We start from the raw sequence: 24,607 nt of genomic DNA, 5'->3' as shown, positions 1-24,607 counted from the left end.
ATCCGGATCATCGGAAATCTGCCCATCAGCGCGCAAGCGCTGTTTCTCGCTCTGAAGCAAAATCGAACCCGTCCGATCAAATCACGTGAAATGACGCGTCTGTCTGCCGCTATGTCTCACGGTCAAGTACGAAGCCGCGCACGCGCCATGAACAGCCGACCGGCAGCTTCATGCCGCACGTCTCGGGCGTATATTTCTACGATGGTGTGGAAGTCAACAGACGAGAGACAGGGTCGGCCGACACGGAAGTGCCGCCAACCGGGAGAAGACGGGAGCACTGCAAACGCGCGAGATCAACGCATCATCGAAGGGCGAATACGTGCCGCCGCGCCGCATCAACCCGCATCGAGCGGCTCGACCGTCACCCCCACCTTCAGCTCCTGATCCGCGCCGCCACCGCGAATCACGCCGCGCAGCGGCGTCACGTCCGCATAGTCGCGGCCGATCGACAGCATCACGTAGTCGTCGCCCGGCGCGCGATCGTTGGTCGGATCGAGCTGCAGCCAGCCGTTGTCTTCCGGCCACGCCGGGTCGTACACCTCGACCCACGCATGCGACGCGTCGGCGCCGATCAGCCGCGGCTGCCCGGGCGGCGGCTGCGTGAGCAGATAACCGCTCACGTAACGCGCGGCCAGCCCGAGCGAGCGCAGCGCGCCGATCATCACGTGCGCGAAATCCTGGCAGACGCCCTTGCGCAGACGCAGCGCATCGAGTGCCGACGTCGTGATGTCGGTGCTGTTCGGCGTATACGCAAAATCGGCGTGCACGCGCCGCATCAGGTCCCATGCGGCCTGCACGAGCGGCCGCTGCGGCGTGAAGCTCGCGGCCGCGTACGCGGCAAGTTCGGGATCGCACGCGACATGCGGCGACGCGAACACGAATTCGCTCGCCGCGTCGTAAGGCTGCCCCGCGCGGAACCGCAAGCGGTCGCGCACGGCTTCCCATTCGGTCGCCTGCTCTGCATCGGGATGCGCGATCGCGGGCGGCGGCTCGCCGCGCGCACCGAGCGACCATACGGGCGGCGTCACGCGCACCGTGCTGCGGCTGCGCACGAGCAGCGCGTCGTGCGGCTGGTTCAGCGCGAACGATGCGCGCGCGTTGCCGAACACGTCGATCTCCGTGCAGATCGATTCCGGCGCGGGCTCGATGTCGAGCGAGAACGACAGCACCTGCTGGCGCGTCGTCGCGAGCGGTTGCAGGCGCGCCTGGTGCTGCGCCGATTCGACGCGTGCCGCGTAACGGTATTCGGTGTCGTGCGTGACGCGCAGCAATCGGCCGGACGCAACCGCGGCCGACACGGCCGCCGCGGACGGTGTGACCGGCGCCGCCGACTGCCGTGTACTGCCGGAACCGGGCGGCGTTTTTGCCGCGCCTTTCGTCGTCACCATAAGGTCCTGCCCGCCTCGCGCACGTGGCTGAAATAGCGTTCGCCGATCCGGTTCGACAACTCCCAGACCGCCTTCACGGTCGCGTCGAGCGCGGCGAGCAGCTTGTCGTGCCGGCCGCCGTCAGCGGTTTCGCACAGTTCGTGCAGCGACCACGCGGGCACGTCCGGAATCGTCTCGGCCAGCTCGGACAGTGCATATCCTTCGCTGCGCTCGACCTTCGTCAACCGGCCGCGCAGCGCCTGCACGACCCAGCCGAGCGAGCGCGGGTTGTCGGTATCGAGCACGACGAGCGACACCAGCGGCGCGACATCGAAGCCGCGCTGGAACCGCGAGCGGAACGTGATCGTGCTGTCGAACAGCTCCAGCACGAGCTCGAAGCCGTCCTGCCGGTGCACGGCGCCGTCGTCGAACGCGAACTTCAGCACGCTGCACAGGAAGTCCAGCCGGTCGATCTGCCGGCCGATCGACAGCAACCGCCAGCCGTCGTCGCGCGTCATGTTGTCGGTCTGCGCGCCGGTGATCGCACCGAGCAGCAGGCCGAGACGCTCCAGCAGTTGCAGCGCTTCGTTGCCGATCTGCTCCTCGGCTTCCGGATGGTCGGCGCTGTCCGCGAACAGTTGCGTCGCGTCGTCGATCAGCCGCCACTGATCGCTCGACAGCCGTTCGCGGATCGCGGCGGCAGCGCCGCGCATCCCGAACAGGCACGACGCGATGCCCGACGTGCGATCGGCGCCGCGCGTCAGCGACGTCGCGAGCGCGTGCTGGAACGCGCGCGGCGCATCGACGGCGTTCGGCGTATCGGCCGCGATCAGGCCCGTGTCGCGGCACAGCGTGTCGAGCAGTTCCAGATGCGCAGGGCTGTCGACGTCGTCCTCGCCGCGCAGCCGTTCGAGCGCGGCGCGCGCCAGGCGCATCAGGTTGGTCGCGCGCTCGGTATAGCGGCCGAGCCAGAACAGGTTCTCGGCCGCGCGGCTCGCGATCGCGCGAGGCCGCTCGACGAGGTCGTCGGGGCCGAGGTGCGTTTGCAGCAGCGTCGTCGAATCGACGATGCCTTCGGTCATCACCCACGTATCGACGGTGCTGCCGCCTCGCGGCATCGGCGCGTTGAACAGCGTGTCGCGCGTGCCGACCCGCGACAGCCCGCCGGGCAGGAGCCGCCAGCGCTGCGCGCCGTCGGCGAGCGCGAACACGCGCAGCAGCAGCGGCTTCGGCACGATGCGCGCGCCGCCGTTGCCTTCGGGTGTGCCGTGCCCCGGCCAGGTCGGCGCCTGCGACAGCGGCAGATCGGCCTGCACCGTGTAGTGTTCGGGCTGCGCGAGTATCCGCGCGCGCCAGCCGGCAAGCTGCGCCTGCGTGAGCCGCGCGCCGATCACCGGGTCGAACGGGCCGCCCGCCTGCACCTCGGCCGGATACGACGCCTTCACGATGCCGCGCGCGAGCTGCGGCAACGCGTCGTCGCACGCGGCGGCCTCGCCGCACCACCACGAATGCACGGCCGGCAGCGTCAGCGTTTCGCCGAGCAAGCCTTCCGCGAGGCGCGGCATGAAGCCGAGCATGGCCGGCGATTCGAGGAAGCCCGAGCCCGGCGCGTTCGCGAGCAGCACGTTGCCCGCGCGTACGGCCTGCAGCAGCCCCGGCACGCCGAGCATCGAATCGGGCCGCAGTTCGAGCGGGTCGAGCCACGCGTCGTCGACGCGCCGCAGGATGCCGTGCACCGGTTCGAGCCCCCGCAGCGTCTTCAGGAACACGCGGTTGTCGCGCGCGGTCAGGTCGCCGCCCTCGACGAGCGTGAGGCCGAGGTAGCGCGCGAGATACGCATGCTCGAAATACGTCGCGCTGTGCGGCCCCGGTGTCAGCAGCACGATCCGCGAATTCTTGCGGGCCGGGCTGAGCGCCTGCATGCTCTGCAGCAGCGCGCGGTACGCGGACGCGAGCCGCTGCACGCGCAGCCCGCGAAACCCGCGCGGAAAGAGCCGCGACACGATCAGCCGGTTTTCGAGCAGATAGCCGAGCCCGGCCGCGCCCTGCGTGTGCTGCGCGACGATCCGCCACTGCCCGTCCGGGCCGCGCGCGAGATCGAACGCGACGACGTGCAGCCACGTGTCGCCCGGCACGCGCGCGCCGCGCATCGCGCGCAGGTAGCCCGGATGGCCGGTCACGAGCGCGGGCGGCAGCAGCCCGCGCTGCAGGATCGTCTGCGGCCCGTACAGGTCGGCCATCGTCGCGTTGAGCAGCCGCACGCGTTGCAGCACGCCGCGTTCGATCGCCACCCAGTCCTCGGGCGTGACGATCAGCGGCAGCAGGTCGAGCGACCACGGGCCGGCCGCGCCGTCGCCGGCACGCTGCTCGTGCAACTGGTAGAACAGGCCGTTCTCGCGCATGCGGCGGTGCAGCGCGTCGGCGCGGCGATCGAGGTCGGCCACGCCGTCGCTGCCGATCGATGTGAAGAAACTGCGCCAGGCGGGCGCGAGCGCGGGCGCGTTCAGGCCGGCCGCGCTGCCGCGCAGTTCGTCGTAACGGCCGGCGGCCGCCGGCGCCGCGAGCGCGGCGGCCAGTTCGGCGGCGTCCGGCTGCGCGCCGGTATCGAATAGCGTGGGCATCGCGTCGGGGTCGGCGAGATGGTCGGAGTGAATGGGCTGCACGGTGTCGTTTCGTCGTCAGGGCGCGGGCGCGCAGGCACGCCGCCGCGCGGGCGGCGGGCCGCGGCGCGCGGCCGCAATCTGCCCGCATCCTAGCATTCCGGCGGGGCCGCCAGCGGCCGGGGCGCCGGCAGGTCGCGAACCGCGCATCGTCGTCGGCCCCTTCATCGGCCCGTCACGGCCGCCGCAGGTCGAGCGTGAACGGGAATTCGCGGCTCGGCGCGGCAGCCGACACGCTCATCCGCCCCGGCGTGTGCCCCATCTCGACGAAGCGCGCGAGCCGGCGGCTCTCGGCCTCGTACGCATTGACGGGGAACGTCGCGTAGTTGCGCCCGCCCGGATGCGCGACGTGATAGCGGCAGCCGCCGAGCGAGCGCTGCAGCCACGTATCGACGATATCGAACGTGAGCGGCGCATGCACGCCGATGGTCGGATGCAGCGCCGACGGCGGCGACCACGCCTTGTAGCGCACGCCCGCGACGTATTCGCCGACGGTGCCGGTCGGCTGCAGCGGCAGCGCGCGGCCGTTGACGGTCACGACGTGCCGGTTGTCGTTCAGCCCCGTCACCCGGACCTCGAGCCGTTCGACCGACGAATCGACGTAGCGCACCGTGCCGCCGGGCGCGCCCTCCTCGCCCATCACGTGCCACGGCTCCAGCGCGCCGCGCAGCGACAGCTGCATCCCGTTCACCGCGATCTGGCCGAACAGCGGGAAGCGGAATTCGAAGTGCGGCGCGAACCACGCCGGATCGAACGCGAAACCGGCGTCGCGCAGTTCGGCCAGCACGTCGTCGAAATCCATCTGAAGGAATGCGGGCAGCATGAAGCGGTCGTGCAGCGCGGTGCCCCAGCGCGTGAGCGGTGTCGTGTACGGCGCGGCCCAGAAGCGCGCGACCAGCGCGCGCAGCAGCAATTGCTGCACGATGCTCATCCGCGCATGCGGCGGCATCTCGAACGCGCGCAGTTCGAGCAGGCCGAGCCGGCCGGTCGACGAATCGGGCGAATACAGCTTGTCGATGCAGAATTCGCTGCGGTGCGTATTGCCCGTCACGTCGATCAGCAGGTTGCGCAGCACGCGGTCGACGAGCCACGGCGGCATGTCCTGCCCGTACAGCAGCTTGTTGCGCTGGATCTCCGCGAACGCGATGTCGAGTTCGTAGAGCTGGTCGTTGCGCGCCTCGTCGACGCGCGGCGCCTGGCTCGTCGGCCCGATGAACAGCCCGGAGAACAGGTACGACAGCGACGGATGGTTGTGCCAGTACGCGATCAGGCTCGCGAGCAGGTCCGGGCGGCGCAGGAACGGGCTGTCGGCCGGCGTCGCGCCGCCGAGCACGAAGTGGTTGCCGCCGCCCGTGCCGACGTGACGGCCGTCGACCATGAACTTCTCGCTGCACAGCCGCGACTGCCACGCGGCGTCGTACAGGAATTCGGTGTGGTCGACGAGCTCGTCGAAGCTCGCGGCCGGATGGATGTTCACCTCGATCACGCCGGGATCCGGCGTCACCTGCAGCATCTTCAGCCGCGCATCGCGCGGCGGCGGATAGCCTTCGAGCACGAGCTTCACGCCGAGCGCGTGCGCGGTCAGCTCGATCGCGCCGAGCAGGTCGAGATAATCCTCGAGCGCGGCGAGCGGCGGCATGAACAGGTACAGGATGCCGTTGCGCACTTCGACGCACAGCGCGGTGCGCGTGATCCACGCGGCCGATTCGAAGCGCTCGGGCCGGCGCTGCGGGTCGTGCGCATGCGCGGCATGCGGCCCGCTGGCCTTGTCGTCGTTGCGCCACTGCATCACGGTCTGCGCGGACGCTTCGCGATGCACGCCGGACAGATAGCGCGGCGCGTCGGCCGGGCCCGTATGGCGCGCGCGGATGGCGGCGGCTTCCGGCAGCGCGGCGCGCGGCGCGAACGGATCGCGCTCGACCAGATACGGATGGTCGGCGCGGGCGGCCCATGGCAGCGAATCGAGCGGCAGCCGATAGCCCATCGGGGAATCGCCGGGCACGAGGTACATCCGCTCGTCGCGGAAGAACCACGGGCCCGTCTGCCAGCGCGGCCCGTCGAGGCCCGGCCGATGGCGGCCCCGCGCGTCGTCCGTACGCTGGACCGGCAGCACGTAGCCGACCACGCTGTCGAGCTGCTGCTCGAATACCTTGCGCAGCCGCGCGCGTTCGAGTTCGTCGTCGAGGCGCGAGTCGAACGGATCGACGTTGACCGGCAGCCGGCGTTCGCGCCACAGGTAGTACCACACGTCCTCGTAGCCGGGCAGGATGAAGTCGCCGGTCAGGTTCAGCCGCGCGGCCAGCGCATCGATGAAGCGCTTCGCGTCATCGATCGTATAGGCGGACGGCTCGCGCTCGTCGGCGAACAGCGACGGATCGTGCCACACGGGCTGGCCGTCCGCGCGCCAGAAGATCGACAGCGCCCAGCGCGGCAGTTGCTCGCCCGGATACCACTTGCCCTGCCCGAAATGCAGGAAGCCGCCGTCGCCGTATTCGGCGCGCAGCCGCTGCACGAGCTCGGTCGCATAGCCGCGCTTGGTCGGGCCGAGCGCATCGGTGTTCCATTCGGCGCCGTCGCGATCTTCGATCGACACGAAAGTCGGCTCGCCACCCTGCGTGAGCCGCACGTCGCCGGCCGCCAGCGCGCCGTCGACCTGCGTGCCGAGCGTGCGCACGGCATCCCATTGCGATTCCGTATACGGCTTCGTCACGCGCGGCGATTCGTACACGCGCGTCACCGCCATCTCGTGCTCGAACGACACCTCGCATTCGTCGATCAGCCCCTCGACCGGCGCGGCGCTGGTTGGCTGCGGCGTGCACGCGAGCGGAATATGCCCTTCGCCGGCGAGCAGGCCCGACGTCGGATCGAAGCCGATCCAGCCGGCACCGGGCAGGTAGACCTCGCACCATGCGTGCAGGTCGGTGAAGTCGACCGACGTGCCGCTCGGGCCGTCGAGCGATTTCACGTCGGGCGTGAGCTGGATCAGGTAGCCCGACACGAAGCGCGCGGCGATGCCGAGATGCCGGCAAAGCTGCACGAGCAGCCACGCGCTGTCGCGGCACGAGCCGGATGCGAGTTCCAGCGTCTGGACGGGCGTCTGCACGCCCGGCTCCATCCGCACGAGATAACCGATGTCGCGCTGAAGCTGCTGGTTCAGCGCGACGAGGAAGTTCACGGTGCCGGCCGGCGTGCGGTCGACGCCGTCGACATACGCGCGGAACAGCGGCGACGCACTCGTTTGCGGATCGCATGCGAGATACGGCGCGAGTTCGGTCTTCAGCGCGTCGTCATAGCTGAACGGGTATTGATCCGCGCTCGCTTCGAGGAAGAAGTCGAACGGGTTGTACACCGACATCTCGGCGACGAGATCGATCGTGACCTCGAAGTACTCCGTGCGCTCCGGAAACACGAGCCGCGCGAGATAGTTCGAGAACGGGTCCTGCTGCCAGTTGATGAAATGCTGCGCGGGCTCGACCGTCATCGAATACGCGAGAATCGGCGTCCGGCAGTGCGGCGCGGGCCGCAGCCGCACGACCTGCGGGCCGAGGTTGACGAGCCGGTCGTAGCGATAGCGGGTGGTGTGATGCAGCGCGACGTGAATGGACATGGGAGCTCGATTCGGGTTGAGCCGGCCGCGCGCGCCGCATCGCCCTCGACGCGGCGGCCCGGCATGGCGGATTCGGCGAAAGCGCGCGTCAGGTCAGACGAGTTCGGGCGTCTGCACGACGCTGATCTCGACGCCGACGGCCGTCGCGCCGAGCCCCGTCACCGGTTGCGCGTCGCGATAGTCGAGGCCGACCGCGATGCGCACGTAGCGCTCGTCCGGGCAGCGGTTCATGAACGGATCGAACCCGACCCAGCCGAGCCCTTCTACATAGGCCTCGGCCCACGCATGGCCGGCCGGCTGCTGCATCAGTGCGGCGGCTTGCGGCTGCGCGCCGAGCGCCGCCTGCGACTGCCCCTGAGACTGCGATTGCGATTGCCCGGCATGCGACGCGCCGAGCGCCTGCTGCATACCCTCGCCGCTCTGCAACGCGAGCGCTTCCTCGTCTTCGTCGTCGCCTGCGTTCTGCTTCGCATCGGCGATGCGCTGCATCGCGCTGTCGGCGAGCACGTAGCCCGAGATATAGCGCGCGGGAATCTTCAGTACGCGCGCGGCGGCGATGAACGCGTGCGCATGGTCGCGGCTCGTGCCCTCGCCGCTTTGCAGCGCGGTTTCCGCATCGACGGGCGCGGCGGCGGCCAGGTTCGGCGCGTACGCGATGCGCCCGTGCACTTCCGTCATCAGCCAGTGCAATGCGTCGAGGCCGAGCGGCTCGATCGGCAAAGCTTCGGTGAGCGCGCGCACGGTGTCGCCCGCTTTCGTGAGCGCGGTCTCGCGCTCGAAGATCCACGGCGGCGCATAACCTTCGGGATTGCCGAGAATGCCCGCGCGGTCCTGCGTCTCGACGACGCCGGCCGCGACGACGACGATCTCGGCCTTCGCGCCGCGGTCGTGACGCACGAGGTCGATCCGGTTGCCGAGCCCGTCGGCGTACGACAGCGTCGGCTCGACGCCGTCGATCGTGACCTGCCACGCGCGCACCGTCTGCCCGGGCCCGGACTGCGGGCGCAGCCGCAGCCGTTGCAGCGCATGGGTGGCTTGATCGTCGAACTGATAACGCGAGATGTGTCGGATGGCGAGTCGCATGGCAAGTCTCAGTCGAAGTTGTAGGCCTGGGCGATTTCGAGCCCGAGGCTGTTGTTGCGGCCGATGAAGTCGGTCAGGAATTCGTGCAGGCCGCTCTTGAAGATCCGCTCGACCGAGGTATCGGACAGCATCTGCAGAATCTTCGTGGCCGTGTCGTGACACGGGTGTGTCACGCCGTAATCCTTCGCGAGCAGGTTCAGGCTCGACACGACGCGCCCGTAGCAATAGCGCAGCGAACGCGGCATGCGGCCGTTCAGGATCAGGTAGTCGGCGATGTTCATCGGCTTGTATTGCACGTCGTACACCCAGCGGTACGAACGGTGCGCGGCCACGCAGCGCAGGATCGTCTCCCACTGGTAGTTGTCGAGGATCGTGCCGACGTGCGACACCGACGGCAGCAGCAGGTGGTACTTCACGTCGATGATCCGCGCGGTGTTGTCCGCGCGCTCGACGAACGCGCCGATCTGCGCGAAATCGAAGATCTCGTTGCGCAGCATCGTGCTGTAGAAGCTACCGAGGATCAGCGCGGTTTCGCGCTTCACCTCGTCGAGCACCGCCGGCAGTTCGCTTTCCGGCACCGGCCGAGCGAGCGCGCGGCGCAGCGCGAGCCACGCACCGTTCACGCTCTCCCACGCCTCGCGCGTGAGCGCCGTGCGCACCATCCGCGCGTTCGAGCGCGCGGCCTCGATGCACGACAGCACGCTCGACGGGTTGTCGCGGTCGCGCAGCAGGTAGTCGGTCACGGTATCGGCCGCATACGCGTCGTATTTCTGCCGGTAGCCTTCGTCGGCGCCCGAGCTGACGAGCACCGACGACCATTCGGCCGGCGCGTCGGCCGTGCGCGTGAGCGCCATCCGCAGCCCGGCATCGACGATGCGCGCGATGTTCTCCGCGCGCTCGATATAGCGGTACATCCAGAAGAGACCGCTTGCAGTTCGTCCCAGAAGCATCTCGTGTCCACTCCGTCTTCGTTCGGTTCGCGCGCCGGCTCCGGCGCGCGCGGTCGTGCCCGGCTCAGTCGGCCAGCACCCACGTGTCCTTGGTGCCGCCGCCCTGGCTCGAGTTGACGACGAGCGAGCCCTCCTTCAGCGCGACGCGCGTGAGCCCGCCCGGCGTGATGCGGATCCGGTCCGACACCAGCACGAACGGCCGCAGGTCGACGTGGCGCGGCGCAAGGCCGGCTTCGGTCAGGATCGGCGTCGTGGACAACGCCAGCGTGGGTTGCGCGATGTAGTTCGCGGGCCGCGCGCGCAGCTTCGCGGAAAACGCCTCGATCTCGGCCTTCGACGCACACGGCCCGACGAGCATCCCGTAGCCGCCCGAGCCGTGCACTTCCTTCACGACCAGTTCGTCGAGATGCTCGAGCACGTATTTCAGGCTGTCCGCATCGCCGCAGCGCCAGGTCGGCACGTTCTCCAGCAGCGCCTTGCGGCCCGTGTAGAACTCGACGATCTCCGGCATGTACGAGTAGATCGCCTTGTCGTCGGCGATGCCGGTGCCGGGCGCGTTCGCGATCGTGATGTTGCCCGCGCGATAGACGTCCATGATCCCCGCGACGCCGAGCACCGAATCGGGGCGGAACGTGAGCGGATCGAGGAAGGCGTCGTCGACGCGCCGGTACAGCACGTCGATCGGCTGGAAGCCTTCGGTCGTGCGCATCGCGACGCGGCCGTCGATCACCTGCAGGTCGCTGCCCTCGACGAGGTGCACGCCCATCTGGTCGGCAAGGAACGAATGTTCGTAGTAAGCGGAATTGTGGATGCCGGGCGTCAGCACGGCGATGGTCGGGTTGTCGGCGTTGCCGCCCGGCGGGCACACGGCCGCGAGCGACTGGCGCAGCATCTGCGGATAGGTCTCGACCGGACGCACCTTCACCTGCTGGAACAGCTCCGGGAAGAGCTGCATCATCGTCTCGCGGTTTTCCAGCATGTACGACACGCCGGACGGCGTACGCGCGTTGTCCTCCAGCACGTAGAACTCGTTCTCGCCGGTGCGCACGATGTCGACGCCGATGATGTGCGTGTAAACGTTGCCGGGCGGCCGGAAATCGATCATCTCCGGAATGAAGGCTTCGTTGTGCGCGATCAGGTGCTTCGGCACGATGCCCGCGCGGACGATCTCCTGGCGGTGGTAGATGTCGTCGAGGAACGCATTGAGCGCCATCACGCGCTGCTCGATGCCGAGCGACAGCCGGCTCCATTCCGAACCCGAGATGATGCGCGGGACGATATCGAACGGAATCAGCCGCTCGGCGGCCTCCGCGTCGCCGTAGACGGCGAACGTGATGCCCGTCTTGCGGAACACGCCCTCCGCGTCGTGGGCTTTCTGGGCGAGGCTCGCGGGATTCTGCGTGTCGAGCCATTGCTTCAGGCGCGCGTAAGGCGCCCTTACCATGTCGCCGGATTGCAGCATTTCATCGAATGGCTTCATCGATCTTTTCTCCATCGATCGTTTTCCCCGGCATTGCGCATGCCGGACCGGCGTAACGACTACTCTGCAAGGACCGTGCCTTGCGATACCCCCCTTTTTGCGCCGCGCCGGGCCTGCCCGCGCGGCATGCCGCACCATTACGGTGCAGCGCGCGACGCCGATGGCGGCATCGATGCGCCGCGATCGCGCACGGCCGATGCTGCGCCGCGTCTAACGAACATAGTTCTCCCGCGTGTCACGAATGTGCAATCTGCACTGCACAAAAAAGCGGCCCGCCTGAAGCGCCGGACCGCCGGAGCGGAGGGAGGAAAAGGCGGGCCGGCACGCACACCGCGCGTGCCGGGCCCTGGGGAAGTACCGTCTGCGGCGCCCCGGCAGTTCGACGCGATGAACTAACCGGTTAGCCGGGTCCGGCACCTCAACGCTAAGTAGCCGTAATCCCGCCGACAATGCCCATGCATATTTCGACTGACACCCATCGAAAAAAAACATCGGGCCAACCGGCTCGAGGCGCGGTAGTCTAGAAAGTTGGTGCAGCGAAGCGGCGCCGCCTTTGAGGCGCCCGACTATAAAAAGCGACGATCGAAATGGAAGCAAAGTGGCTGGAAGATTTCCTGAGCCTTGCGGATACCAAGAGCTTTTCCCGGGCCGCGCGTAACCGGCACCTGACGCAGTCGGCATTCAGCAGACGAATCGCCGCACTCGAAACCTGGATGGACGCGAAGCTGGTCGACCGGAGCATCAACCCGATCACGCTGACGCCGGCCGGCCAGATGTTCCGCGGCCTGGCCGCCGACATCCTGCGCAGCATGTATGCGGCGCGCAATCTCGTGAACGGCTACGACCAGTTCGCGGCCAGCGACCAGGTCGTGCGCTTCGCCGTCGCGCATACGCTCGTCTTCACGCTGTTTCCCGAATGGCTCAAGCAGCTCAACGGCGAGGTCGGCCACGTGACCGCGCGCGTCAACGCGGTGAACGTGCCGGAAGGCGTGCAGCAGCTCGTCGAAGGCGAATGCGACCTGCTGCTCGGCTATCACCATCCGCAGTTGCCGATCGTGCTCGACCCGAACCACTTCCCGTTCGTCAACCTCGGCGTCGAGCGGATCCTGCCGGTATCGACGCCCGACGCGCGCGGCAAACCCGTATTCCAGCTGCCGGGCACGCCCGATGCCCCGCTGCCGCTGCTCGCGTATTCGTCGGGCGCGTTTCTCGGGAACATCGTCGAGATGCTGCTGCTGAATGCGACCGAGCCGTATGCGCTGCACCGGTGCTTCGAGACGCACATGTCCGAGGCATTGAAGGGCATGGTCGTGGCCGGACACGGGATCGGCTGGCTGCCGGAAAGCTGCGTCGCGAAAGAGCTCGCGGAAGGCACGCTCGTATGCGCAGGTTCCGGGGACTGGATCACCGAACTCGAAATCCGCCTGTATCGATCCGCACGCAAGCGCGGGCTCGCGGCCGAGCAGTTGTGGACCTACATCATGAACCGGCCGCGCGCAGCGGTCGAAGGCGCGCTCGGCAACGAGCCGTCGGCCGCACCGGCCATGCGCATCGCGCGGCGAAGCGCCGGCGGCAGCCGCTGACAGTCGCGTTCGCGTCGTGTTCGTCCGCGGCGCGGCGCGGGCGCGGGCGCGGGCGCGGGCGCGGGTGCGGGTGCGGGTGCGGGTGCGGGTGCGGGTGCGGGTGCGGGTGCGGGTGCAGTGCGGTCCCGGTCAGTCCGGCGTCCGCATGCATCCTCGTCGCACGGCTTCGTATCGAACTCGCCCTCCCCGATAGCAATCGACGATCCTGCCTCGGCAGGTGAAATCACCGAAACCGGGCCGTAATCGACATCAGACAAAACGCAAACGTTTGCCCCTCAGGATTATATCTTTTACTGCCTCGACGTCATGTCCGAATAATCCGCTTGAGTTTCGCGGCAGAAATGCGTTGTTACAGAACAAAATAAAATTTTCGATTTTCCTGTAACAACCGACAATATAGAAAAAGCCGCACCCTTATTTTAAGCCACCGGCTCTGTATCCGAACCCTCATCAATTCCCGTCGAACACAGCCGCAATAATTTCTTTTGCCAGTCGTTATTTTTCGGCACGAATGTCGATACCTCCGACGTGATTCAATGCGTGCTCGATCATCGCTACCGACTGGCAATGTTCATATCCAGCAATATCGACTTTCTTCAGCGCTAAGCGAGTCAGACGAATCCGTCGTTATCCTATTTAAATAGGATATATCAGCGCCGTCCGATTTCAACCACACGCGGTTGTCGATTCGAAAACCATCGTGTATCAATAGCGTGTCGCAAAAAGAACGCTGGAAACTTGAATCGGATTAAATGCGTTGCCATTGATTCCGGACGGGAGGTTGCAATGTCTTCCTCGTTTCGACAGCATGCTTTCCCTTTCCTGAGCGTCGTCATCTCGACGCTCTGCCTCAATGCGATGGCCCAGGCACCGGCATCCGGTCCGGGCACCGGCCGCTACGTGATTTCGTATATCTGCGGCGACGCGCGGATCGACGGGACCGCCCCGCTTCCCCCCGACGGCCGTCCGTACAACCTGGGCGTGTCGTTCGCTTCGGCCCAGACCGGGCAACCGCTATCCAACGTGCAAGTGCGCCTGCGGCGACATGGCCGCGTGCTCGTCGAATTCAATGCATCGGGGTCGCGCTGCCTGTTCAGCGTGCCCGATGCCAGCTACCGGGTCGAAGGGACCTATCAGGGCGCCACGCAGTTCGCGATCGTCGAAACGGGCGTGCTCACCACGCAGTTGCGATGGTGAGCGCCGCCTGAACCCGCCCCGATCGCGTCAGTCACCGCAGCGGATCGAATCGAGGAGCATTGAATGACTCGCGCAGAACGACCGGGCGACTCGCCTGCCCGCCAGCCGAAACCCTCCTGGGGTCCTGGCAAGAATGCCGCGCTCAGCTTCGTCGCGTTCGCCACGATCTTCGGCATCTTCGCCTATACCGAGCGGGACCCTACGCTCGGCCATGCGAGCGTGACGCACGACATATCCGGCGCGATCGCAACCGCCGTCGGAAAGTACCGCAACGCGATCGTGACCGCGACGTCCCGCGCAACCGGCGCGTCCGCCGTGTCCGGAACATCGGCCGCCCCCCGGCCGGCGCCGACGATTGCACAGGCCGCGCCGCCGGCGCAGCCCGAGCCGGCCGCGTCGGCCGCGCCCGAAGTGTCGACGATGCCGACCGCCGCGCTCGCGGCCGAACCGGAAACGGCGCCGCGGGCAGCGCACCACCGCACCGCCGCGAAACACCGGCTACCGTTGCACCCGCCGCCCGTGACACTCGCGGCCAATACGCGAGCCGGGTCGGTCCACGACCGTGCCGGCAAACGGTCCGTCGCTGCGCATCGCGCACCGCGAACCGAGACGCTGGCGGGCACGAGAGAGCGCATGGATCTCGCGCCGAAGCCGCGCTCGTACGGCACCGACCCGGCGCACATGCAGACGGCAAGCGTCACGCACGCGGAACTGGAAGGCGCCCGCGCGCTGGCAAAGGCGCGCCGGTGCGCGCAGATCGACGAATGGAACTGTGTGGAGCAAAACGCGAGCCGGGCGCTCGCGATCGACCCGAAGAACAGCGAATCGCGCGCGTTGCTTGGGCAAGCGGTCCGCAACCGCCTGTGAGCCGGTTCCGCATGGCCGGGCCCCGCTGCCCGGCCGCGCGACGAGCGGCGGCGGACAGCGTCGGGTGTGCAACCGATGCGATCGTTTCATAGTGAGGACACACCGTGGACAACAATCGGAAACAACATTGCACCACCGTCGCTCCGTCCAATCGGCGGATCCTCCTGCATGCGCCGCTGGTGTTGCTGCTCGTCGCGTCCGGCCCGTGCTTCTCCGCCGACGGCGATACGGAATCGGGTAGCGCCGGTGAAATCGCCGGAACCCGCGATGCACCGGATCCGAAGCCGCCGGACGTCCAGATACGGGGTTCGCTTGCGCCGGACGCGCAACCGCCGAATGCGCCGACATTGATCGCCCAGGCGTCGAGCGCCCCGATGCAGAATGCCGCAGCGCCCGCTGCTCAAACGCAGAGCGCGCCGCCGGGTACGCCGCCCCCCACTGCTCAAACACCGAGCCCGCCGACGCCGGGTATGCCGACGCCGGATGCGCAGCCGCCCGGTGCCCAAACGCCGGGCACCCAACCGCCAGGCGCCCAGATACCCGACGCGGAAACGCCGAACGCGCAGATGCCCGACCTCCGTACCGCCGATCCGGCCACCGTCCGCAACGACGTGTTCGGGCTCGCATCGAGCGGCGGTGCGGTCAAGGCGCTGGAGGAAGCGAAGGCGCGCCCCGACGTCTTTTCCGCCGTCGATCTCGCGCAGCTCGAGGAACTGTCGATTCGCCAGCAGGTGCGCGGCGGACGCGACAAGTCGCGCTCGATGACGAGCGCCGACCGCTTCGACGGACTCGACAACGCATTGCGCGCGGCGGACGACCTCGACAAGCGGATGCCGCCGACGCCCGAGTATTCGCAGGTCAGGACGGCGCTCGCCGGCGACCGGACGGTCGCCTACGCGGCGCGCGGCGACATGAAGAAGGCCGTCGCGACGTTCGAGACGATTCCGCCGGACGCGGAGATCTCGATCGACGCGCTGGCGGCCGTCGGCGACGCGTACCTGTACCTGAGCGAACCGGCCAAGGCCAACGCCGTGTACCAGCGCGCGCTGAAGCAGGCGACCGCATCGACGACGGACCGTGCGACGCGCGGCTTCCAGTACGGCCCGCGCACGCGTCCGATCGAATTGCGCGAGGGCCTGTTCTGGTCGTACGTCGACCAGGGACGCGCGGCGGATGCAAGCCAGGTTCTCGACGACATGGGCAAATCGTTGCCGCCGGCCGACCAGGTGCGGACGTGGGGGCCTGAAAACGACGACTACCTGCGCTATTACCGGCTGCGCGCGCAGTACCTGATCTACACGGGCCGGGTGGAGGAAGGGATCGCCGCGCTGGAAAAGCTCGAGAAGGAAGTGCCGTTCAATGCCGAGGTCCGCGCCGCGCACGCCGACGCCGTATCGGGCCAGTCGCATCCGCGCCAGGCGATCGCGATGTATCGCGCGTCGCTGACCGACCATCCGGACAGCGTGGAAATGCTCGCCGGGCTCGGCCGCGCATCGCTGACGGCCGACGACTACGCGACCGCGAAGAGCGTCGACCAGACCTTCGACAACACGTTCCCGGACAGCGGTGCCGTGCGCGCGTTCAAGCGCGACTACAACGCATACCGCAGCCCCGTGTTCACGACCGACCTGAGCTTCGAGCACGGCAACAGCGCGCTGGCCGACAACAGCTTCTCGTCGGACAGTTATGTGTATTCGCAACCGTTCAGCGACAACTGGCGCGTGTTTTCCCACACGTTCTTCGGCCATGCGCAAACCGACGCCGGCAGCATCAGCCGCACGCGCACGGGTGTCGGCGGCGACTACCGGCACGGGCCGCTCACGATCCAGGGCGAAGTCACGCGCTCGCTCGGCAGCGACGGGCGAACCGGCGGCCGCGGCTCGATTGCGTACAACCTCAACGACTACTGGACGGTCAGCGGCGCGCTCGACTCCAACGACAACACGCTGCCTTGGAAGGCGTATGCCGCGCACATCTGGGGCCGCTCCGCGAACGTCGAGGTCGTGTATCGCCAGAACGACCGCCGCGAAGTCAAGCTGAGCTACGGCGTGAGCCGGTACAGCGATTCGAACCTGCACCAGGAAATATCCGCGACCGGCACGCAGCGCGTGTACACGTCCGCGAACCAGCTCGTCAACGTGTCGCTGAATCTCGGCACCGACAGCAACACGCGGCAGAACGCGCCCTACTTCAGCCCGGGTCGCGACTATGCGGCCGCGGCGACCGTCATGCACCAGCTGACGCTGTGGAAGAAGGGCGACATGTCGTTGCAGCAGCGCCTGTCGGCGTCCGGCGGCGTGTACAACGAGCGCGGCTTCGGCACCAGCCCGCTGTGGAGCGCCCGCCTCGAGCATGCATGGACGTTCAAGCACGACATCACGCTGACCTACGGCGTCGAGGTCGCCAGCCATGCGTACGACGGCCAGCGCGAGCGCTCCGAAACCGGCTTCCTGTCGGTCAACCTGCCGTTCTAGCCAGGAGATCGGGATGCAATCCAGACGGACCTTCATGTGCGGATGCCTCGGCACGTTTGCGGCCTGTTCGTTGTTCCCCGGCGTGACGAACGCGCGGATGATCGACCTGCTGCCGCCTTCCGATCCTGTCGACGGCAAGACGTTCCGCGTGATCTGCCTGCACGACGTGCGCGACAACCTGCTGTCGTCGTTCGCCACGTCGAAGATGGTCGATCCGTTCGCGGTCGATACCGGCACGCTGACGGCCATCTTCTCGTGGCTGCAGACCAACAACTACCACACCATCACGGTCAGGCAGATCGAGGCGTCGCGGCACGGCGGCAAGCCGCTGCCGCCGCGCGCGGTGCTGCTCACGTTCGACGACGGCTACCGCAGCCACTACACGAAAGTCCTGCCGCTGCTCGAACGCTTCAAGTATCCGGCCGTGATGGGCATCGTCACCGCGTGGATCGACGCGCCGCCGGATGCGCCGATCAGGATCAGCGACAGGATCGAGATGCCGCGCGACTACTTCATGTCGTGGGACGAGGTGCAGAAGGTCGGCCGGTCGAATCTCGTCGAGCTCGCGTGCCACACGCACAACCTCCATCACGGCGCGGTCGCGAATCCGCAGGGCAACGAGTTGCCGGCCACCACGTCGCACCTGTACCTCGAAAGCGAGAAGCGCTATGAAACCGATGCGGAGTTCGAAGCCCGCGTGCACGACGACCTGCAGACATGCGTGCGGCAGATTCGCGAACGCACCGGCATCGTCGCACGCTCGATGGTCTGGCCATACGGCGCGGAAAACCAGCCCGTGCGCAAGATCTCGACGTCGCTCGGCATGGACATCCAGTTCAGCCTCGACGCCGGCCCGAATACGCCGGACGTGCCGCTCGACCGGCTGAGGCGGATCCTGATGATGTACGACGTCGACATCGGCGGTTTCGAGCGGTCGATGCGCGAGCCGGCAACCAACCGCGGCGACGTCGATGTCCCCGAGCGCGTCGTGCAGGTCGATCTCGACCAGGTCTACGATCCCGATCCGGCGCGGCAGGAAACGAATCTCGGCAAGCTCGTCGAGCGCATCTACCGGATGCAGCCGAAATCGGTATACCTGCAGGCGTTCGCCGATCCGAAGGGCACGGGCGTCGCGGAATCACTGTACTTCCCGAACCGGCACCTGCCGATGCGCGCCGACCTGTTCTCGCGCGCCGCGTGGCAGCTCAACACGCGCTCGAACGTTCAGGTCTACGCATGGATGCCGGTGCTCGCGTTCCGCCCGCCGCCCGACAAGCATCGCGGGCTCGAAGCCGTCAGTGCGTACGGCGGCGCGCCCGCGCGCGAAAACGGCTCGCGCCTGTACCGCCTGAGCCCGTTCGACCCGCAGGCGCGGCTGATGATCCAGCAGATCTACGAGGATCTCGGCAAGTACGCGTCGTTCAGCGGCATCCTGTTCAGCGACGACGCCGTGCTCGACGATTACGAGGATGCCGGCCGGCACGCACTGAGCACGTATTCGCAGTGGGGGCTGCCGGCCGACATCGGCAAGATCCGCGCGTCGCCGGACCTGATGAGCCGCTGGACGCGGCAGAAGACGCGCTACCTGATCGACCTGACGCGCCAGCTCGAACAGATCGTGCTCGCTAACCAGAACGCGGGCGACGTGCTGACCGCGCGCAACATCTTCGCGCTGCCGGTGCTGCAGCCCGAGTCGGAAGCGTGGTACGCGCAGAACTACGACGATTTCCTCGCCGCCTACGACTTCGTCGCGCTGATGGCGATGCCGTACATGGAACAGGCGCCGGACCCCGAGCGCTGGATGGACCGGCTCGTCGACGCCGTGCGCGCGAAACAGCGCGGCCTCGCGCGTACCGTGTTCGAACTGCAGTCGTACGACTGGCGCGCGCGCAAGGACATCGGCGGCAACGCGCTGCTCGCGCAGATGCGGCGGCTGCGCAGCAAGGGCGCGGTGAACTTCGGCTACTACCCGGACAACTTCCTGAACAACCAGCCGGATCTCGACACGATGCGCGACGTGATGTCGCTGAAGTCGCGTCTCGATCCGACGTCGATCAACGCGCTGATGCAGAGACAGCATTCGCAGGGGACGAAGACACCATGACGACCCACGGCATCATCCAGCGCCTGCAGGATTTCGTCTTCTACTACCCGTTCTTCATGTCGTATCTGTGGATGATCGGCGGCGTCGTGCACTACTTCCTGCTCGAGGAGGGGCGCGTGCTGTCGACGCGGACGATCGCGTCGAGCGGCATCCCGAAGATCTCGATCGTCGTGCCCTGCTTCAACGAAGCCGCGAACGCGCGCAGCGTGATCGGCCACCTGAACGCGATGCAGTACCCGAACTACGACATCATCGCGGTCAACGACGGCAGCAAGGATCGCACCGGCGAGATCCTCAACGAGCTGGCCGTGGAGATCCCGCGGCTGCTCGTGATCCATCACGCGCGCAACGAAGGCAAGGCGGTCGGGCTCACGACCGCGGCGGCCGTATCGAACGCGGAATACCTGCTCTGCATCGACGGCGATTCGCTGCTCGCGCACGACGCGATCGGCTGGATGCTCGAGCACTTCCTGACCGACCCGGGCGTCGGCGCCGTGACCGGCAACCCGCGCATCCGCACGCGCACGTCGCTGCTCGGCCGCATGCAGGTCGGCGAATTCTCGTCGATCGTCGGGCTGATCAAGCGCACGCAGCAGGTGTACGGCCGCATCTTCACGGTATCGGGCGTCATCACGATGTTCCGCAAGACCGCGCTCGCCGACGTCGGCTACTGGAGCTCGGACATGCTGACCGAGGACATCGACATCAGCTGGAAACTGCAGTGCCGCGACTGGCGCGTCGTGTACGAACCGCATGCGCTGAGCTGGATCCTGATGCCCGAAACGCTGAAGGGGCTGTACCGGCAGCGGCTGCGCTGGGCGAAAGGCGGCATCCAGGTGCTGATGAAGTATGCGGGCACGCTCGCGCGGCCGACGCAGATGATGATGTGGCCGCTGTTCATCGAGTACCTGATCGGCATCGCGTGGGCCTACTCGATGTCGTTCATCCTGCTGCTCGCGCTCGTCGACGTCTTCCATCCATTGCCGCCGAGCTGGCACGTATCGGTCGTGCCGCACTGGCACGGGATGCTGCTGGTCGCCACCTGCATCCTGCAGCTGATCATCGGCAGCATGATCGATCGTCGTTACGACGAAAAACTCCTGATGTATTTCCTGGACACCGTCTGGTATCCCGTCGCCTTCTGGCTGATCAGCATGATCACCACCGTCGTCGCCCTGCCCGCCACTGTGCTGCGGGGCCGCGGCAAGCGGGCCGTATGGGTCAGCCCCGACCGAGGCATTCAACATGAAGAACGCACCGATTATTGACCTTTCCCTGCGTGCGCCGCGCGAAATGATCGCCGAGCGCGGCCGCATCGTCGGCTCCATGCAGGTCGTCTGGTTCCGACTCGTGCGCCCCGCGCTGGTCGGTGCCGTGTGGGCATCGATCTGCATCTACACGTATCGCTACCTGCTGCCGTTCAACGAGGCCGAGATGCCGATCGAACAGATGGTGTTCTACGCCACCTGCATCGCGATCATCGCGGGCACGACCATCACGTGGCTGATCGCGGGGCGCGTCGTGCATCCGCTCGCGTACCGGCTGCGCGTGTCGAAGATGCTGCGGCGCTCGGCCAACGCGAAGGTGCGCGCGGTGCCGCCGACCGCGCTGGCCGGCACCCGCCGGCGCGGCGCGCGGCGCACGACGCGCATTCTCGTCGCATCGCACGACGCGAACGGGTCGATCTCCGGCATCGAATGGGTTGCCCACGCGGGGCCGCCGCCCCGCGAGTAGATCAGCGGAGACGCGCCGTCGCGCACGGGTCGATATCCGTGCGGCGCGGCGCCGCTCCTGACGCCGCGCTGCCATGCATCGCCGGCAGGCCGGCAACTTTTTGTGGACGAGGTGAATCATGTGCGGAATCGTCGGAGCAAGCGGCCTGAACAATCAGGTGCCGCAACTGGTCAACGCGCTGAGCCGGCTCGAGTATCGCGGCTACGATTCGTGCGGCATCGCCGTGCAGGACGGCGGCCGCCTGCGCAGCGAACGCACGCTGCGGCGCGTGACGGACCTGCAGGATCGCGTGACGACGCTCGGTCTCGAAGCGCAGACCTGCATCGCGCATACGCGCTGGGCGACGCACGGCGCGCCGTCGGAAATGAACGCGCATCCGATCATGTCGGGCGACACGATCGCGGTCGTGCACAACGGCATCATCGAGAACCACGACGCGCTGCGCGCCGAGCTGCGACAGCGCGGCTATGCGTTTCGCGGCGAAACCGACACCGAGGTGATCGCGCACCTGATCCACAGCGTCTATCGCGACGACCTGTTCGACGCGGTCATGCGTGCCGTCAAGCGGCTGCACGGCGCGTACGCGATCGCGGTCCTGAGCGCGCGCGAGCCGCAGCGCCTCGTCGCCGCGCGCGCCGGCTCGCCGCTCGTGATCGGCATCGGCGCCGAACAGAACTACCTCGCGTCGGACTGCGCGGCGCTCGGCGACCTGACCGACCGTTTCATCTACCTGGAGGACGGCGACGTCGCGCTGATCACGCCGGAACGCATCGCCGTGGTCGACTCGGGCGGGCACGAAGCGCAGCGCCCGCTGTGCCAGGTGAAGGCGCGCGACGGCGACGCCGCGCTCGGCCCATACCAGCACTTCATGCAGAAGGAGATCTTCGAGCAGCCGAAGGCGATCGCCAGCACGCTCGACGGCATCGACACGATCTCGCCGGCGCTGTTCGACGCGAGCGAAAGCACGCGTGCACTGCTGTCGCGCGTTCGGAGCGTGCTGCTGCTCGGCTGCGGCACCAGCTACTACGCCGGCCTGACCGCGAAGTACTGGCTCGAAAGCATCGCGGGCGTGCCCGCGCAGGTCGAGGTCGCCAGCGAATTCCGCTACCGCGACACCGTGGCCGATCCGCGCACGCTCGTGGTCGGCATCTCGCAGTCGGGCGAGACGGCCGACACGATCGGCGCGATCGAGCGTGCGCGCGAGATGGGCCAGGAACTGTCGATGGCGATCTGCAACGTCGCGACCAGCACGATCGCGCGCAATGCACCGCTGCGGTTCCTGACGCGGGCCGGCATCGAGCTCGGCGTCGCGTCGACCAAGGCATTCACGACGCAGCTCGTCGCGCTGTTCGTGCTGACGCTGACGCTCGCGCAGTTGCGCGGCCGGCTCGACGCCGCGCAGGTCGCGCTGCACCTGAAGCAGCTGCACGCGCTGCCCGACCGCATCGGCCACGCGCTCGCGCTGGAAACGCAGATCATGGGCTGGGCCGCGAAGTTCGCGCGCACCGAGAACGCGCTGTTCCTCGGGCGCGGCATCCATTTCCCGATCGCGATGGAAGGCGCGCTGAAGCTCAAGGAGGTGTCGTACATCCACGCGGAAGGCTATCCGGCCGGCGAACTGAAGCACGGCCCGCTCGCGCTCGTCACGAGCGCGATGCCGGTCGTCACGATCGCGCCCGACGACCGCCTGTTCCAGAAGCTGAAGTCCAACATGGCCGAGGTGCGCGCGCGCGGCGGGCGGCTCTACGTACTCGCCGGCAATCAGCTCGCGATCGACGCCGACCGCGATACGCACCTGATCCGCGTGCGCGAATCGGGCGACCTGCTGTCGCCGATCGTCAACGTGATCCCGCTGCAGTTGCTCGCGTATCACGTCGGCTGCGCGCGCGGCGCCGACGTCGACAAGCCGCGCAACCTCGCGAAATCGGTGACCGTCGAATGACGGAGCGAACGCGCCCGGTTCATCCCGCGGTGCGGCCTGACACGGCACGGCTCGTCGCGGCGGCACTTTGCGGCGCGTGCTGCATCGTCGCGACGGCGCCGCCGGCCCGCGCCGTCGCGCCGGCCGTGCATCCGGTCGCCGTTCGGGCTTCGGCCACGCCGCAGGACACCGGCGACCCGCGGCGCTTCATGCACGGCATCGGCATCGCCGACGCGGGCAACGGCAAACGCTGGGTGTTCTTCAGCAGCTCGGGCATCGTGCCGCGCGGCGCGATGCGCAACGGCAACTGGCCGCATGACGTGTACGTCGGCGAATGGCTGCCCGGCAAGCCGCACCTGCTGCACGTCCGACCGTTCATCAGCCGCCCCGAGGCGCAGGAACCCGTGTCGATCGCGCAGAACGCGCGCGGCGACATCTTCGTCACGTTCGAGGACGGCTGGAACGCGCCTCAGGAAGTCAGCCAGCGCTACGGCGTCTACCATCGTGACCTGAAACCGATCAAGCCCTACCCGAACGACGTCGAGTCCGGCGGCCACTCGGGGCATGTCGCGACGGTCGGCGAGCGCTTCGTCGTGTTCTATTCCGCCAACTGGATCGACGGCGGCGGCGTCGACAACCTGGGCACCGGCAACGGCGTCTACCTGAAAACCTACGACGCGGCCGGGCGCGTGCTGAACCACGTCGCGGTCGCGCCGCACCGCCGCGAATGGTGGCCCGTGATCGCAGGCTCGCCGCGCAACGCGCTGCTCGTCTGGCAGAAATACATCGACGGAAGCACGAACGCGACGCTCGAATACGCGATGTACGATCCGGTCACGGCGAAGCTGGAGAAGCTCGAGGCGCTGAACGATTCGATCCGGTACTACGTGTACGCGTCGGCCTACGTGCCGGCGATCGACCGCTTCATCGTCGTCACGACGACCGCGAACGATCGCGGCGTCGCGATACTGATCGCCCCGGACGGCCAGCGCACGGCGACGCTCGACTGCCTGCCGGCGTCAGTGCGCGAATCCGGCATCGGTGTCTCCGGCACGCATGCGTATGTGCCGACCCGCGACGGGCGGCTGCTGACGCTGGCGCTTGCGCCGGCGGAGATTTCGGTGAGCGGCGTGCAGCGTTCGCCGATTCCGTGGGGCACGACGGGCATCGCCGGGTTCCCGGCGCAAGGCGCGGCGATGCATTTCGTGTCGCTGACGCCGTCGGGCGCGCGCGAAGCGGATTTCGAGCCGCAGCGGGACACGCCGCTGCCGAAGAACGAAACGCCGTGTACGAGTCATTGATGACGGCCCGGTAACGGGGATGTCGTGAACGCCGGCAATCCGCGTGTTCGACACACTGCCCTTCGTTTTCTCCCTGCCTGAACCGCGCTGCGACAGCGCCACACCAAATTGGCGGCCGGGTAGCCGGACACGCTGTCGCGGGTCTGTCCGATCGTGCCCGCCCCACCTTCCCCGCGCCGAAGTCGCCAGCGCCGCGCGTACCGGATAGACTGTCGCCCGATTCCTTCCAACGGCCGCGGCTTGCGCATCCTGCCGCCGCCGCAACGCCCTTTCCCGGAG

General features: G+C 67.7%; 15 protein-coding genes. 9 read left to right on the top strand and 6 right to left on the bottom strand.

From position 1 onward, the window contains the following. Nucleotides 1-335: 335 nt before the first annotated feature. From LXM88_RS36525 to LXM88_RS36500, 6 genes are all read right to left on the bottom strand, one after another. Complete coding sequence (locus LXM88_RS36525; RefSeq protein WP_262544315.1) at nt 336-1,388, bottom strand: transglutaminase family protein; 1,053 nt, start codon at nt 1,386-1,388, stop codon at nt 336-338. Continuing rightward, nucleotides 1,382-3,988 (bottom strand): circularly permuted type 2 ATP-grasp protein, encoded by a 2,607-nt coding sequence (locus LXM88_RS36520; RefSeq protein ID WP_262547094.1) that lies wholly within the window; start codon nt 3,986-3,988, stop codon nt 1,382-1,384. Before LXM88_RS36520 ends, LXM88_RS36525 begins: the two co-directional genes overlap by 7 nt. Nucleotides 3,989-4,202: 214 nt before the next feature. After that, nucleotides 4,203-7,634 (bottom strand): transglutaminase family protein, encoded by a 3,432-nt coding sequence (locus LXM88_RS36515; RefSeq protein WP_262544314.1) that lies wholly within the window; start codon nt 7,632-7,634, stop codon nt 4,203-4,205. A gap of 93 nt (nt 7,635-7,727) precedes the next feature. Next, nucleotides 7,728-8,717 (bottom strand): transglutaminase family protein, encoded by a 990-nt coding sequence (locus LXM88_RS36510; RefSeq protein ID WP_262544313.1) that lies wholly within the window; start codon nt 8,715-8,717, stop codon nt 7,728-7,730. A gap of 8 nt (nt 8,718-8,725) precedes the next feature. Next, entirely contained in the window at nt 8,726-9,667 is a 942-nt protein-coding gene (locus LXM88_RS36505) for an alpha-E domain-containing protein (protein WP_262544312.1), read from the bottom strand. 64 nt (nt 9,668-9,731) lie between these two features. Next, the gene (locus LXM88_RS36500; RefSeq protein WP_172902987.1) at nt 9,732-11,147 is read right to left on the bottom strand and encodes a circularly permuted type 2 ATP-grasp protein; all 1,416 of its coding nucleotides are present in this window, start codon (nt 11,145-11,147) and stop codon (nt 9,732-9,734) included. 587 nt (nt 11,148-11,734) lie between these two features. Here LXM88_RS36500 and LXM88_RS36495 point away from each other — a divergent pair. From LXM88_RS36495 to LXM88_RS36455, 9 genes are all read left to right on the top strand, one after another. Then, nucleotides 11,735-12,730 carry a LysR substrate-binding domain-containing protein gene (locus LXM88_RS36495; protein ID WP_262544311.1) on the top strand — a complete coding sequence of 332 codons (996 nt, stop codon included), beginning with the start codon at nt 11,735-11,737 and terminating at the stop codon, nt 12,728-12,730. A 786-nt stretch (nt 12,731-13,516) separates the two neighbouring features. Continuing rightward, complete coding sequence (locus LXM88_RS36490; RefSeq protein ID WP_047903546.1) at nt 13,517-13,927, top strand: hypothetical protein; 411 nt, start codon at nt 13,517-13,519, stop codon at nt 13,925-13,927. Between the two features lie 63 nt (nt 13,928-13,990). Further along, on the top strand, nt 13,991-14,794 hold the full coding sequence (locus LXM88_RS36485) for a hypothetical protein (protein WP_262544310.1): 804 nt from the start codon (nt 13,991-13,993) through the stop codon (nt 14,792-14,794). A gap of 104 nt (nt 14,795-14,898) precedes the next feature. After that, nucleotides 14,899-17,268 carry a poly-beta-1,6 N-acetyl-D-glucosamine export porin PgaA gene (pgaA, locus tag LXM88_RS36480; RefSeq protein ID WP_262544309.1) on the top strand — a complete coding sequence of 790 codons (2,370 nt, stop codon included), beginning with the start codon at nt 14,899-14,901 and terminating at the stop codon, nt 17,266-17,268. Nucleotides 17,269-17,281: 13 nt separating this feature from the next. Continuing rightward, nucleotides 17,282-19,372: a poly-beta-1,6-N-acetyl-D-glucosamine N-deacetylase PgaB gene (gene pgaB / locus LXM88_RS36475; RefSeq protein WP_262544308.1), complete on the top strand. Its 2,091-nt coding sequence runs from the start codon at nt 17,282-17,284 to the stop codon at nt 19,370-19,372. Further along, nucleotides 19,369-20,640, top strand: coding sequence for a poly-beta-1,6-N-acetyl-D-glucosamine synthase (pgaC, locus tag LXM88_RS36470; RefSeq protein WP_262544307.1), 1,272 nt, complete (start codon nt 19,369-19,371; stop codon nt 20,638-20,640). The genes pgaB and pgaC overlap by 4 nt, the downstream gene beginning before the upstream one ends. Further along, entirely contained in the window at nt 20,618-21,106 is a 489-nt protein-coding gene (locus LXM88_RS36465) for a Biofilm PGA synthesis auxiliary protein PgaD (protein WP_262544306.1), read from the top strand. Before pgaC ends, LXM88_RS36465 begins: the two co-directional genes overlap by 23 nt. A 118-nt stretch (nt 21,107-21,224) precedes the next feature. Further along, a complete protein-coding gene (glmS, locus tag LXM88_RS36460; RefSeq protein WP_262544305.1) occupies nt 21,225-23,048 on the top strand; it encodes a glutamine--fructose-6-phosphate transaminase (isomerizing) in 1,824 nt (607 codons plus the stop codon). After that, entirely contained in the window at nt 23,045-24,328 is a 1,284-nt protein-coding gene (locus tag LXM88_RS36455; RefSeq protein ID WP_262544304.1) for a hypothetical protein, read from the top strand. Before glmS ends, LXM88_RS36455 begins: the two co-directional genes overlap by 4 nt. Nucleotides 24,329-24,607 lie beyond the last annotated feature (279 nt).

Source organism: Burkholderia sp. S-53, assembly GCF_025560745.1.
Classification (GTDB): Bacteria; Pseudomonadota; Gammaproteobacteria; order Burkholderiales; family Burkholderiaceae; genus Burkholderia; species Burkholderia pyrrocinia.
This window is presented reverse-complemented; position numbering and strand designations above follow the sequence as displayed.

What these genes read in the sequence shown, in the direction of transcription:
- LXM88_RS36525 (WP_262544315.1), bottom strand. Translation starts at nt 1,388, where the DNA reads ATGGTGACGACGAAAGGCGCGGCAAAAACGCCGCCCGGTTCCGGCAGT.
- LXM88_RS36520 (WP_262547094.1), bottom strand. Translation starts at nt 3,988, where the DNA reads ATGCCCACGCTATTCGATACCGGCGCGCAGCCGGACGCCGCCGAACTG.
- LXM88_RS36515 (WP_262544314.1), bottom strand. Translation starts at nt 7,634, where the DNA reads ATGTCCATTCACGTCGCGCTGCATCACACCACCCGCTATCGCTACGAC.
- LXM88_RS36510 (WP_262544313.1), bottom strand. Translation starts at nt 8,717, where the DNA reads ATGCGACTCGCCATCCGACACATCTCGCGTTATCAGTTCGACGATCAA.
- LXM88_RS36505 (WP_262544312.1), bottom strand. Translation starts at nt 9,667, where the DNA reads ATGCTTCTGGGACGAACTGCAAGCGGTCTCTTCTGGATGTACCGCTAT.
- LXM88_RS36500 (WP_172902987.1), bottom strand. Translation starts at nt 11,147, where the DNA reads ATGAAGCCATTCGATGAAATGCTGCAATCCGGCGACATGGTAAGGGCG.
- LXM88_RS36495 (WP_262544311.1), top strand. Translation starts at nt 11,735, where the DNA reads ATGGAAGCAAAGTGGCTGGAAGATTTCCTGAGCCTTGCGGATACCAAG.
- LXM88_RS36490 (WP_047903546.1), top strand. Translation starts at nt 13,517, where the DNA reads ATGTCTTCCTCGTTTCGACAGCATGCTTTCCCTTTCCTGAGCGTCGTC.
- LXM88_RS36485 (WP_262544310.1), top strand. Translation starts at nt 13,991, where the DNA reads ATGACTCGCGCAGAACGACCGGGCGACTCGCCTGCCCGCCAGCCGAAA.
- pgaB (WP_262544308.1), top strand. Translation starts at nt 17,282, where the DNA reads ATGCAATCCAGACGGACCTTCATGTGCGGATGCCTCGGCACGTTTGCG.
- pgaC (WP_262544307.1), top strand. Translation starts at nt 19,369, where the DNA reads ATGACGACCCACGGCATCATCCAGCGCCTGCAGGATTTCGTCTTCTAC.
- LXM88_RS36465 (WP_262544306.1), top strand. Translation starts at nt 20,618, where the DNA reads ATGAAGAACGCACCGATTATTGACCTTTCCCTGCGTGCGCCGCGCGAA.
- glmS (WP_262544305.1), top strand. Translation starts at nt 21,225, where the DNA reads ATGTGCGGAATCGTCGGAGCAAGCGGCCTGAACAATCAGGTGCCGCAA.
- LXM88_RS36455 (WP_262544304.1), top strand. Translation starts at nt 23,045, where the DNA reads ATGACGGAGCGAACGCGCCCGGTTCATCCCGCGGTGCGGCCTGACACG.